General features: G+C 30.0%; 13 protein-coding genes and 1 riboswitch. Of the genes, 4 read left to right on the top strand and 9 right to left on the bottom strand.

From position 1 onward, the window contains the following. Positions 1-44: 44 nt before the first annotated feature. From ACWJJ2_RS18110 to ACWJJ2_RS18100, 3 genes are all read right to left on the bottom strand, one after another. Positions 45-695, bottom strand: a complete 651-nt coding sequence (locus ACWJJ2_RS18110) for a riboflavin synthase (protein ID WP_216301983.1) — start codon at positions 693-695, stop codon at positions 45-47. Next, positions 680-1786, bottom strand: a complete 1107-nt coding sequence (gene ribD / locus ACWJJ2_RS18105; RefSeq protein WP_216301982.1) for a bifunctional diaminohydroxyphosphoribosylaminopyrimidine deaminase/5-amino-6-(5-phosphoribosylamino)uracil reductase RibD — start codon at positions 1784-1786, stop codon at positions 680-682. The genes ACWJJ2_RS18110 and ribD overlap by 16 nt, the downstream gene beginning before the upstream one ends. A 293-nt stretch (positions 1787-2079) precedes the next feature. Further along, positions 2080-2193, bottom strand: a riboswitch (FMN riboswitch). Positions 2194-2298: 105 nt separating this feature from the next. After that, positions 2299-2433 carry a hypothetical protein gene (locus ACWJJ2_RS18100; protein ID WP_258280636.1) on the bottom strand — a complete coding sequence of 45 codons (135 nt, stop codon included), beginning with the start codon at positions 2431-2433 and terminating at the stop codon, positions 2299-2301. 213 nt (positions 2434-2646) lie between these two features. On the opposite strand from ACWJJ2_RS18100, the gene ACWJJ2_RS18095 reads away from it, so the two are divergent. Genes ACWJJ2_RS18095 through ACWJJ2_RS18085 form a run of 3 tightly spaced genes read left to right on the top strand, consistent with a single transcriptional unit; the run spans position 2647 to position 4893 of the window. Next, positions 2647-3444 carry an amino acid ABC transporter substrate-binding protein gene (locus tag ACWJJ2_RS18095; protein ID WP_462953643.1) on the top strand — a complete coding sequence of 266 codons (798 nt, stop codon included), beginning with the start codon at positions 2647-2649 and terminating at the stop codon, positions 3442-3444. 33 nt (positions 3445-3477) lie between these two features. Then, positions 3478-4119, top strand: a complete 642-nt coding sequence (locus tag ACWJJ2_RS18090) for an amino acid ABC transporter permease (protein ID WP_462953642.1) — start codon at positions 3478-3480, stop codon at positions 4117-4119. A gap of 33 nt (positions 4120-4152) precedes the next feature. Beyond that, the gene (locus ACWJJ2_RS18085; RefSeq protein WP_216301979.1) at positions 4153-4893 is read left to right on the top strand and encodes an amino acid ABC transporter ATP-binding protein; all 741 of its coding nucleotides are present in this window, start codon (positions 4153-4155) and stop codon (positions 4891-4893) included. A 488-nt stretch (positions 4894-5381) separates the two neighbouring features. On the opposite strand, the gene megL is transcribed toward ACWJJ2_RS18085, so the two are convergent. From megL to ACWJJ2_RS18055, 6 genes are all read right to left on the bottom strand, one after another. Further along, a complete protein-coding gene (gene megL / locus ACWJJ2_RS18080; RefSeq protein ID WP_220319628.1) occupies positions 5382-6584 on the bottom strand; it encodes a methionine gamma-lyase in 1203 nt (400 codons plus the stop codon). A 367-nt stretch (positions 6585-6951) separates the two neighbouring features. Beyond that, positions 6952-8523 (bottom strand): sigma 54-interacting transcriptional regulator, encoded by a 1572-nt coding sequence (locus tag ACWJJ2_RS18075; RefSeq protein WP_462953641.1) that lies wholly within the window; start codon positions 8521-8523, stop codon positions 6952-6954. A 122-nt stretch (positions 8524-8645) separates the two neighbouring features. Beyond that, positions 8646-9068 carry a ribosomal maturation YjgA family protein gene (locus ACWJJ2_RS18070; protein WP_216301976.1) on the bottom strand — a complete coding sequence of 141 codons (423 nt, stop codon included), beginning with the start codon at positions 9066-9068 and terminating at the stop codon, positions 8646-8648. A gap of 184 nt (positions 9069-9252) precedes the next feature. Continuing rightward, positions 9253-9816, bottom strand: a complete 564-nt coding sequence (locus tag ACWJJ2_RS18065; RefSeq protein ID WP_253198082.1) for a hypothetical protein — start codon at positions 9814-9816, stop codon at positions 9253-9255. 36 nt (positions 9817-9852) lie between these two features. After that, positions 9853-10263 (bottom strand): hypothetical protein, encoded by a 411-nt coding sequence (locus tag ACWJJ2_RS18060; RefSeq protein ID WP_253198081.1) that lies wholly within the window; start codon positions 10261-10263, stop codon positions 9853-9855. 16 nt (positions 10264-10279) lie between these two features. Next, positions 10280-12253 (bottom strand): DUF4153 domain-containing protein, encoded by a 1974-nt coding sequence (locus ACWJJ2_RS18055; RefSeq protein ID WP_462953640.1) that lies wholly within the window; start codon positions 12251-12253, stop codon positions 10280-10282. Between the two features lie 356 nt (positions 12254-12609). On the opposite strand from ACWJJ2_RS18055, the gene ACWJJ2_RS18050 reads away from it, so the two are divergent. Beyond that, positions 12610-13194 (top strand): phosphatase PAP2 family protein, encoded by a 585-nt coding sequence (locus tag ACWJJ2_RS18050; protein WP_216301974.1) that lies wholly within the window; start codon positions 12610-12612, stop codon positions 13192-13194. The last annotated feature ends 73 nt before the right edge of the window (positions 13195-13267 follow it).

The raw sequence follows: 13267 nt of genomic DNA, 5'->3' as shown, positions 1-13267 counted from the left end.
CTTTTGGCGATGTAATGTTATTTGCTGTGTCTACAACTGATTGCTTATACAAATCCATTTTTTTCGAGAAAATCCATACCAATAGATTTCTTTTTTTCTGGAGCTTCACCATATTTAAGCAGTTTTTCAATATACTTCGCCATCATATCACTTTCAAGGTTAACCTCGTCACCTACTTTTTTACTAATTAAAGTAGTTTCACCTCTTGTATGAGGTATAATTGATACTTTGAAAATGTTTTCATCAACATATGCTACAGTTAAACTAATACCGTCAATTGCAATCGATCCTTTATGTACAATATACTTTAATATATCCACTGTAGTTTCTACAGACACCCAAGTGGCATTTTCTTCGATGCAAAAATCTACAATAGTTCCTATTCCGTCAATATGTCCACTTACTATATGGCCTCCTAACCTATCACTAGCCATTAATGCCCTTTCCAAATTGACATGAGAACCAGATTTCAATTTCCCTAAATTACTACTTCTTATAGTCTCCGCCATTACATCTACACTGAAGCTATTTTTATTAAATTCTGTTACGGTAAGGCACACTCCATTTGTGCTAATACTGTCACCAATCTTTATTCCACATATAACCTTTGTAGCTTTTATGGTAATTCTCGCAGACCTCGCACCTTTTTCTATAGACTTTATTTCTCCAATTTCCTCAATTAACCCTGTAAACATCTATTCACGTACCCTTCTATCATAATGTCCTCGTTAAATCTAGTTACTTCAGTATCCGTAAGCAATATAGCATCACTTACATGTTCTATTCCCTGTCCTCCTACTGGAGTCTTACCTGTTGTTCCGCCGAATATTTTCGGGGAAATAAAAGTAATAACCTTATCAACGATGCCTTCTTCTAATGCAGCATAATTTAGAGTACTGCCACCCTCAATCAAAATACTATCTATCCCCATATCACCTAGTACTCTCATTAAATAGTTTAAATTCACTCGGTTATTTTTACTTGGCGTTATAATAACTTGTGCGCCTTTTTGTTTAATAGCTTCAATTTTTGTCTCTTTCGCAAATTTTGTTGTAACGACAATAGTTTTTGTTTTTTCATCACATTTTAACACCTTTGCATCTATTGGTATTTTTGCTGTGCTATCTATAATTATCCTTATTGGGTTTTTGCTAATTATGCATTCTCTTCTTGTAGTAAGTTCTGGATCATCACTTAGGACAGTTCCAATTCCCACCATAATTCCAGTTACCATATGCCTTAATTCATGCACATACGCTCTAGATTTTTCATTACTTATCCACTTTGACTCACCAATAGAAGTTGCTATTTTTCCGTCTATTGTCATAGCAGTTTTCATGATGCAAAATGGCTTTTTATGAGTTATGTATTTTACAAATATTTCATTTGTTTTCTTTATTTCAGTTTCCATTATGCCCGTAGTTACTTCTATGCCACTACTTCTTAGAATTTCTATTCCCTTCCCTGCAACTAATGGGTTAGGGTCTATCATTCCAATTACCACTTTAGATATTTTATTTTGCACTATAGCATCAGCGCAAGGTGGCGTTTTACCATAGTGTGCGCAAGGCTCTAAAGTTACATACATTGTTGCACCTTCTACATTTTCTTTGGCATTTTTAAAAGCATTTACTTCTGCATGTGGTCCACCAAAATATTCATGATACCCCTCACCGATTATCCTATTATCTTTTACAATAACAGCGCCAACCAATGGATTAGGATTTACAAACCCCACCGCTTTTTTAGATAATTCAAGAGCTCTTCTCATATAATAATTATCCAATTTATCACCCCTAATTCTATAATTCTGGTGCCAATCTTCATAAATATTTCTCTCTTAGTATGCATAACTTTGATCAAATAAAATCATATATGTGGCTAAAATAATAAAAGCCCTGAAAACAAAGTTTTCAGGGCTCAATAAGCTAATTATATATCTAGTCAAATCATCACCTATCGGTGCTGTTAAATCATCACCTACCGGTGCTGTTCACTAAATATATTCACAATAAAATATAAAAGCAGTATTAACTATTTTTCATAGTTAATAAATGAAAATCTCCTATATTTATCATTATTCTCCTTCTCTCATCCAGACTTTACTGTCGGCTCTGGAATTAAACCAGATCTACCTTTCGGCTCGCGGGCTATACCGCCGGTTGGGAATTTAACCCTACCCTGAAGGATCTATTAAATTTTCAACTTAAGAATACCACTTTGTTATTTTAATGTCAAGCGAATCTTATAAATATAAACAATTAATCAAAATATTAGCTATAAACACTTTTAAATGATTTATTTGTTTTTTTTATTTCTTGTTTCATTATTTTTAATATTTACATCATTCGTATGCATATCTTTGTCATTATCAGTTCTCTTAATTCCTACTGAAGATAATTGCTCATTAGTAAGTTTCTGCTTTATACTCATTTAAAACACTCCCCTTTCTTCATTTATATTTTCCACTGGAAGAGAGATTTATACTACTATGATTTTCCCATCTATTCTAAAAAATTTATAAATTTTTATCTTGTAATAATTTTATATTTATATATAAGTTAATTAATCTTTAATTTACCGCTTTACATAACTAACGTAATAAAGTAATATTGTATTTATAGAATTCATAAAGGAGTGTTAATAATGAAAATTAAATTTAACTTACTAATTGTGGCAATACTTTCAACCGCTATTTTATCTGGCTGCGGAAACACCCCCACAGCTGATAATTCTTTAAAAGATATACAAGACAAAAAAGAACTAATAATTGGTCTTGATGATAACTTTCCACCAATGGGATTTAGAGATAAAAGTGGTGAAATTGTAGGCTTTGACATTGATATGGCAAAAGAAGTAGGCAAGCGAATGGGCGTAAAAGTAACCTTTAAACCAGTAGAATGGGACGGAATTATATTAAGTCTAAACAATAAAGATATTGATGCCATATGGAATGGATTAACAATAACAGAAAAGAGAAAAGAACAAATTGCTTTTTCTAAAGTATACCTTCAAAATAAGCAAACAATTATTGTAAAAAACAAGTCAACTATTTCTAAAAAAAGTGATTTAACTGATAAAATTGTAGGTTTGCAAATGGGTAGCAGCAGTGAAGCTGCACTTGCTAAAGATTCACTACTTACTAACTCACTAAAGGAGGCCAAGAAATATTCAAACAATACAGAAGCGCTACTCGATTTAAACGCTGGTCGTATTGATGCTGTTATAGTGGATGAGGTAGTTGGAAGATACTATGCTAGTAAAAAACCTGGTGATTATAAAGTTATTAATGAAAATCTAGGAGTAGAAGATTATGGCGTAGGTATAAGAAAAACTGATACAAGCCTTACTGCAGAAATAAATAAACAACTAGATGAAATACAAAATGATGGAACTGCCAATACTATATCAAAGAAATGGTTCGGCAAAGATATAATCAAATAATAATTATGAATTTTTTCTGAAGGAGTGTTAGATTTGGCTAATTTTATAGACATTACAACTTATATTTTAAAAGGGAGCCTCTTTACAATTGAATTGTATTTTGCAACAATAATCTTTTGTTTGCCTCTTGGAATAATAGGCGCACTAATCAAAGTTTCAAATTTAAAAATACTTAGTAAGATTGTGGACCTCTATACTTGGTTATTTCGCGGAACACCCTTACTTCTCCAACTGTTTTTTACATATTTCGGGTTACCTATTATAGGCATTAAATTTTCTCCTTTTACTGCAGCCGTTCTTACCTTTTCTTTGAATTACGGAGCTTATTTTACAGAAATATTCAGATCCGGTATTCAATCTATAGATAAAGGCCAATACGAGGCCGCTAAAGTCTTAGGCATGAATTATAGACAAACTATGTCAAAAATAATACTACCCCAAGCCTTTAAACGGATAATTCCACCAACTTGTAATGAGGCGATTACTCTAATAAAAGATACCGCTTTAGTAGCTGCAATTGGATTACAAGATTTACTAAGAGCTGCTAGGGAAATTGTAACTAGAGATTTTACAATCGCTCCTTTTTTTATTGCCGCAATAATATATTTAATCTTTACTTCTCTTATTGTGTTGGCTTTTAAAAAGCTTGAAAAAAAATATTCAATTTACGAATAAAGAACAATGTGATAAATAAAGGATGGTGCTACTATGGATTTACTCAAGATATGTAAAATAAATAAAAGTTATGATAAAACCCAGGTTTTAAAGAATGTATCTTTAAGTTTGAAAAAAGGCGAGGTAATATCAATTATCGGTCCTTCTGGCTCTGGGAAAAGCACTCTGCTTAGGTGCATAAGTGGTCTTGAGCATATGGATAATGGACTCATTGAATTTAATGGCGTAACTATTGCAGAATCTAAAAAGAAAATTAATAATATTGAATCAATTAATGCTGCTAAAAAAATAGGTATGGTTTTTCAAAACTTCAATCTATTCCCTCATAAAACCGTTCTTGAGAATATAATTGAAGCTCCTATTATAGTAAATAATATAGATAAGAAAGATGCTATAGACATTGCAGAAAAATTACTTTTAAAAGTGGATTTAATAGATAAAATAAATTCTTATCCTTGTACTCTCTCTGGTGGACAAAAGCAAAGAATTGCAATTGCTAGATGTCTTGCAATGAATCCAGAATTAATTCTTTTTGATGAACCAACTTCTGCATTAGACCCTGAACTAGTCAGCGAAGTGTTGAAGGTCATTAAATCTCTTGCCATTGATAAAATATCACTCATAGTAGTTACCCATGAAATGCAATTTGCAAGAGAAATATCAGATAGAATTATTTTCATGGAAAATGGAGAAATACTAGCGAACTCCACTCCTGAATTACTATTTTCTAATTCTAACCATGCCAGGGTAAAACAATTTTTAAACCTTGCATAGCTATGAAATCAAACCTTTATAAAAATTATAAAAAATTCAACTATAGGAATGACACTTTTTCCATGGCTTCTATGTCTTAATTCACAAATCAATTAATTATTAAATCACATTTTTCTAACATGTATTATATAATATTTAGAATTAATATATAAAAAGGAGCATTACTGATCACAATTTCAATTAAATCTAAATACAATAAATTTTTGGCATCTTGGGGAATAATAAATTTTTATGGCCCCCTAACTTCAAGAAAATCAACATTTAAGGAAATTAATAACCACAATAACAAACAAAAACACCCAATCAAAATATCCGATATAAGCATGATTAGAGGGTTTAATTAATATAAGATAGAAATGAAGATACTGATGTTATATGGAATGGATTAACAATAACAGATAATAGAAAATAAAAAAACAGGAATTATTATCTACGTGGTAACATGTGAGATAATAATTCCTATTTTCACTTATTTACTATACTAATTACTATTTAATAATTAAATTAAGAGCTTGGTCTAGATCGGCAATAATATCCTCAACATTTTCAAGACCTACTGCCAATCTTATTAAACCATCACTTATACCAGCTTCTAATCTTTCCTCTGGTGAATATGGTGAATGAGTCATTGAAGCAGGATGTTCAATTAAAGTTTCAGCATCTCCTAAACTAACAGCTATACTACAAAGCTTAGTGGAATTTATAACCTTTTTACCTTCTTCAATTCCACCCTTTATTACAAAAGCAATAATCCCGCCTGGAAGATCCATTTGTTTTTTTGCTAATTCATATTGAGGAAAACTTTTAAGTCCTGGGTAATATACGTTTTCTACTGCTGGATGGGCTTCTAAAAATTCAGCTACAGCCATTGCATTTTTGCAATGTCTTTCCATTCTTATTTCTAGTGTTTTCATTCCTCTTATAATCAAAAATGCATCAAAAGGACTTAAACTAGCTCCAGTCATATCCTTAACACCAAATAATCTAACTCCGTCAATAAATTCTTTAGATCCAACAGCAAAACCAGAAATTACGTCTCCATGCCCATTTATAAATTTAGTTCCAGAGTGTACTACAACGTCTGCACCTAGTTCTAATGGTCTTTGTATGTATGGAGTGCTAAATGTATTATCCACTATAACCATACAATTTTCTTGTGCGTGGGCAATCTTTGATATTTCCTCAATATCTGTTATAAGCAATGTTGGATTTGCAGGTGTTTCTAAGAAAATAACTTTTGTATTTTCTTTCATAGCATTTCTAACATTTTCTGGATTTGAAACATCAACAAAAGTAACTTCAACACCATATCTAGAAATACCATGAGCCAAAAATGCATGAGTACAGCCATAAAGCGTTTGTGCTGCAATTATATGATCTCCAGCCTTTAACGCTGTCCACATAGTTGAAGATATAGCTCCTATGCCTGATGCCATAGACATACAAGCTTCTCCACCTTCAAGCATGGCCAATTTTTCTTCTAAAACTGTATTAGTAGGGTTCCCAAGTCTTGTATAAATATAGCCATCTTCCGTTCCTGCAAATCTATTTCCACCTTGCTGTGCTGAATCAAAAACAAAAGTAGCTGTTTGATGTATTGGAGTAGCCAATGCACCATATTGATCTTTCTTATTTCCTCCATGTATAGCTTTAGTTGCAAATCCACTATTACGTAAATGTTCTCTATCCATTACAATTCCCCCCAAAGTAATTTTTTCTTTATATACAAATATATAAGCAATTTTCCCGCCACTTTAACCAAAATATTCCTTTAATTCATATATCAAATTCACAATTCAGCACCGCAGGTAATGATTTAACTACTGTTTCCTATATTATTTTTAATATTTTAAATAATACTATAAAAAATTCCAGTGTATTCAATTAAATTTTATTGAATACACTGGATTTTTTTATAACCACTAATGAAGTAATTATGTAAAATTTTCTTTACATATGGAAATATTTCTTTACATTTCAATGCTGGAATATTAGCAAAAAAAATTATATCCATGTTATCCCATAGTTTAACGACATTTCAGCTCTACAGGAGATGATTTACTTATCACGTATTTTATATTTGTTAATCTTATTTATAATAGTAGTGTGTGAAACCCCTAATTCCTTTGCTGTTTTTCTCAAACTTTTATTTTTTGAGAGTGCTGTTACTATAGCCTGTTTTTCACAAATCTCAACTACTTCTTTAAGCTTTAAACCTTTATTAACATCCAAATCATTTTTATTTTTTTCAATGCTCACCCCTACTATATCTCTAAGGATATTCTGTGAAGATATAAATTCTCCATCACACAAATTCATTGCCCTCTCAATTACGTTTTGTAGTTCTCTTATGTTCCCTGGCCAATTATATTGGAGTAATTTATTTATAAATGAAAGCTCTGTGCCCTTTATTTCCTTGTTTAATTTTTTATTGAATTTGCAAATGAACAAATTAACTAAAGACGAAATATCCTCCAGTCTATCTCTAAGAGGTGGAATAACTATTGGAATAACATTTAATCTGTAATATAAATCTTCTCTAAATTTCTCTTGTTTAATCATCTCTTCTAAATTCCTATTAGTGGCTGCAATAATTCTTACATTTACACTTTCTTCTTTTGTACTACCAATCTTCCTAATAACACCCTCTTGAAGAACTCTTAAAAGCTTTGCCTGTAAAGCTACAGACAGTTCTCCTATTTCATCTAAAAATAAGGTTCCACCATTTGCTTCTTTAAAAAGGCCTTCTTTTCCGCTATTCATTGCTCCGGTAAAACTTCCCTTTTCATAACCAAACAACTCGCTTTCTATCAAATTATCTGGAAGTGCTGCACAATTTATAGTTATAAATTGGCTGTTTTTTCTGCTACTTAAGCTCTGAATTGCCTTTGCAAATAACTCTTTTCCGGTACCACTTTCTCCTCTAAAGAGTACAGTAGAATCACTCTTAGCTACAGTTTCAACTAGTTTTTTCACTTTCTTAATTTCATTACTATTGCCTATAATTTCCTTAAATGCGCCTTCAGTCGTCCCAGCGATAATATTTGCGATTTCTATAGCTTTGTGAATATCCTTAATAGATGCAACTGCCCCTACGGTAATATTATTATCATCTATAATTGGTCTACCTGTAGTTAGGTAATGTACTTCTCCTCTTTTTGTTTTAATATTTACTTCTACGTTATCATACTTTATCCCACTATTTACAAGTTCTAAAGCTGGGACATCTTGACCTATTAGTTCCCTAACATCTGTCCCTATAACCTCTTCTTTTCTACAATGATATACTTTCTCGCAATAATTATTGAAAAGATCTATTTGAAATTTTTTGTTTATTACCATTATTCCTTCATCTACTGAATCTAAAATAGCTAAAAGCTTTCTTTCATTTTCTTCATAATTAAGTAAGTTAATTTCATTAATCATGACAACATCTTCTATTGCACAAAGCTGTTTTTTTAATGCTTCCTTCTTGATAGCACCCATATTTTGCATCTTAACACAAATCTTTTTAGGAAACACTTCTACAGAAAGGAGGTTTATTTCCGCCTTATAAATTTTTTCTAATATTATTACAGTTATCCCCAATCTATCTTTAGTTATTATCTCGAATCTAATATTTTTCTCCATATTATTTCCTCCTGACTTCCTTTAAATCACTTATCTCTTTCATGTAAAATTATAACATATAAATAGGTATCCACTAAGATATAACTGAATTATACTTAAAATCAGAAATTACCATTTACTATTTAATCTATCTCCGAAGGTTTTATTTCCTTATGTTTTTGAATTGCACCGCCCAAAATTTCAAAAATTACGCCTACTAAAATTCCTATAGCGTATCCTATTAAGTCACTCCATGAAAATACATATCCTAATACCAATCCACCTAAAGTTGTTTTTCTGATATTATCTATCCAGTTAGCATGATATAATTGGCTCATCTCAATAAGATAGCAAAATGATATTCCTATTAATGCAATTATCTTTGTTTTCATCTCTCTAAAAATAAAACCAAAAGCAATAAAAATCATCAACGCCCACAGAGCATCGCCCAAATATATATTCAAGATAGATGGTATGGCATTAGCCATCTTTCTTGAACATAATCCTAAAATAATTACAATTATTATCATGACCGAATACAATAACCTATTACGTTTGTAGGTCATACCTTGCCCTCTCTCTTCATATATTTACAATTCCCACCTAAAAGCTTAAAAGTCAATAAAAAATTCTAGTTATTCCTAACCCGGCTTTCCTTTAAGCGGGCTAACATGAATAATCCTTTCTTTTTTATTAGTTTTTAGTTCCCAGTCTAAGAAGATTGTGAAATAATAATATATTTTTTTAATTTTAGTTAAAACTTATTATATCTGATTTCTGAATGCCACGTGGATTGTAAATATAATCTATTTGCACTCTGTTTTCATCTAACCATTCTATCTTGTATTGATCATTTGAGAATGGTCTAACCACATCATCTGTCGAAATGGATTCATTTAAAGGTTTTATAAAAATGACATATTTTTGTTCGTAAAAATTACTGCTTCCACTCATCAAACATGTGGTTTCTTCTGCTACCAAAGTTTTCCCGCTATTTTTATATGGCGTTTGAAAGTAAAAATATTTATTTGTTGAGAAAATGAGCATATATAGAAATATAATAAAAATCGAACAAATAACGGATAAAATACCGTAAATTTTTTTTAGCAATTTATACTTATTGTAGTTAAAAAAATAAATTGGTGATACTAGCAAATTTAAACTGAGAATCAACCTTATAAAATTCGCATTCAAACCCAATATAAGCAACTGTAGCCCCCAAAAATGTTCTATCAAAAATTGAAGTATTAGGAGTACTAAAGATAAACTCCAAACCATTTTAAACTTTGATTTTATCTTGATTTTATTTTCCATGTCTTGCCCCCATTAATGTAAGAATACTACCCAATATTATATTAAATTTTTACTATAGCCATCAAAAACATACCAACATAAACATAACTGAATTATACTAAAAAGCATAAATCCAACAGTTGCCAAGTACGTCTCTCCTAAAATTAATACTTGAGCAATAAGGCTCATAATTAATATCCCACCTATTACAGCAGACACAACCCATGACCTACTATTTCCTTTTCTAAAACTAAAGATTGCTGCTATAATATTTCCGAGTCCAAATACTAGGATTGCAATAATACCAGGAGTAACCCAGCTATCAAATGGAACTTTTGATAGCCATTCTTTTGGATACTCAATAAATATTCCATCACTTGAACTTACCATCATTACTCCAATGCAAATAGCGCCCACTGCTAACATCAAGTCGTAAACCCCTAATAAATTTCCTCTTATTTTTTTCAATTTACATTACCACCTTTTACTCTATAACCTTTCTAGCTCTATATTTAGAATAATTAAATTCATACCAGGAATCGCCTTCTAATAACTCTTTCTTCATATTGTTTATATAAGTATTTATCTCACTAGAAATGAAAGCGTTAGAATCATCTTTTAGTCTTAATATCTCTGGAATAGCATCATATGATAAAGTTTTTAGATATTGTACATCCATTTTCTGAGTTTTATAATATATGTCTATATTTTTTTCGGCAATTATTCTATCAACATTAATATAGTTCACTAATATAAACATACTCAAAACAATTACTATTAAAATCTTATTAAGTGGTATTCTTCTATTCCAAATGCCAACTACCGCTACTATAAATAACATAAATAACATCAGCATAAATATATGAACGAAAATCCTTAAATAGGTAAATCCATAAGTTTGCTCATATAAAGACATCTTATAATGAGCTGAAACTAGCATGTTTAATGTAAATGCTACAAGCACGGTTAAAAATACATCGGATATTATATTTATTGTCTTATTGTCCTTTTTAATAAATTTCATACTGCTTAGTAATATTGTAAAATTAATTATTGTAACAGCCACAAGCTCAAAGAACCCTTTTCTTGCATATTCTGAATAAGTAAATTCGTGAGGAAGAAAATTATCCCCTCCACCATAAAGATAAGAAAACTGTACTATTGAAAATAAAAGATATACTATATTTATCATAAAAATGATTGTTAAAACAGTAACTGGCTCCCATTGTATATCCTTATTTTTAGTTCTGCCCCCATCACAGCTATATTTAAAGCTCCATATATATGAAAATATAATTATGAAAGTTATGATAATAACTAATAAACTGCCTATGATTTTACCTACGTCTATATCCTTAATTCCAATTGAAAAATTGGTTACATAGTCCTTGAATACCATATCTGCTGATGTTAATAAAACTAAAATAACAATTAATAATGGGATAGAAATAATTACTCCTCTTAATATATTTTTCTTCGTAGAACTTATTTCTTTTTTATTTCTCGTAGTTATACTACATTTACTAAATGTAAAAGGCTTACAAGCATTCTCTACAATAGCTTTAATGCCTATGCTAATCACTTTCTTTATTACATCTGCACTATCCCATTTTATATTCTCATACCTAATTAATACTGTACTTACTCCAGCAAGTACCAATATCATAATCCCGTTAAACAAGTTCAAAACATTATTAGAGTGAATAGAATAATTTAATGCTATTAGCAATGTAGGAATAATGGTAATATATCCAATACTATTTTTAATCCTAATCTTTTCTCTTACACTCCATAAAAAAAATCCCATGAACATAATATAAAAAATAGGAATAGAAACACCAATTTGTTTACCATTAAAAAATCTTTCACAAATTATTGATAAAATAAGTGCAATGCCCATAGTATATATTTTTTCATGTATACCAATTTGGGAATCTATGTTTTTTATTTCCTTCATACGTTTTTTCTTTAATAGTTGCATATTATTATACTTATAATCTGGATAAGAAAACAACAAGTCTTCCACTGATTTTAACCAACTTTCACTATAATCTTGCTCTATACATTCTTCCAATAAAATTCTCAAATAATTTATATCACTTCTACGAAATTCTTCTTTTTCAGATAAAGAAATCCATTTTAGACCATCCATATCTAAATTACCTACAGATTTTTCAATTTTTTTTGTTGAAAAATCAAAATTATCACTTACACTTTCTATATTAACTAAATAAGTTTCTGTATATAAACAAGACTGTGTATTAAGTTTAAAAACAACTTTATAAGGCATATTTATTTCCTCTGTAATCACGCGTCCAATTGCATTATCAGCACTTTCCCATCCATTAATTTCTCCTTTTACAAAAAAATTAATATCTTCTTTATTTTCTTTATGACCATATGCCATAAGAACCCTATTATCTTTTATAATAATAGCTTGCACAAACCTCTTCTCCATTATAAGTACCCCCCGCAATTTTAATGTTCTATCCTGCATTCAAACATATTCCCTGATATGCATTTCAACTCTCTACAAATTCTATATTACTACTATACGAGTTATTTATCAATATATTTTTATTGTTTTTCAATAAAAATATATTGATTTGCGTTTATATTCAATTTTACAATTCTATAATTGTAAAATATGAATAATATCTTACTCCTGTGTTAACAAATAATATAAATGTAGCTTTTAATTGTAAATTTTGATATAATATTAGCTGATGCTTATGACTTAATTGGAATTTTATACATTAACTATCGAATGAATATTAATGTTCAATGTAATATAGAAAGGATGATTAAATTAACATGCTTTATTATTTAGCAACTTCTATGAATTTGGGATGGAATCAATTTTATATTGCTGTTTCAAAATCTTCTGACCCTGAATTACAGATTTTAATAACCCTATTGGTTTTTATTATATTATATCTTTGGAACAACAAATTGGAAGCCATTTGCTGTGTATTTAATATTGGAATTACTGGCTTTACCAATTTGATGCTTAAAAACACTGTACAACGATCTAGACCCCTGGGAGTAAGATTAGTTGAAGCTGATGGCTATAGTTTCCCTAGCGGCCATTCTTCGATTTCTACAGCTATTGGTATTGTTCTTATTTACTTTATACTTAAGCGGATGAAGAATAAAAAAATTGCCTATCTACTTAGCTGTTTTATATTCGCATATTTAATTCTTGTAGGAGTTAGTAGGGTTTATGTGGGTGTTCACTATCCAACAGATGTGCTTGGTGGATGGGTTATCGCTATACTATGGTCTTTCATTAGTCTTGCAGCTTATAGGTTTTGTATGAACAAAGGACTAAACGAGTATTTAGATAAACATTTCACTATTAAACTTAATATTTTTAAACATAAACCAAAATCTAAATAGTTTTACTATACTATAAAGCCCTAATTATTCATAATTGAATAATTAGGGCTTTACCTTTAAATATTTTTTTTAT

This window comes from Clostridium sp. CM039 (assembly GCF_055081075.1).
This window is presented reverse-complemented; position numbering and strand designations above follow the sequence as displayed.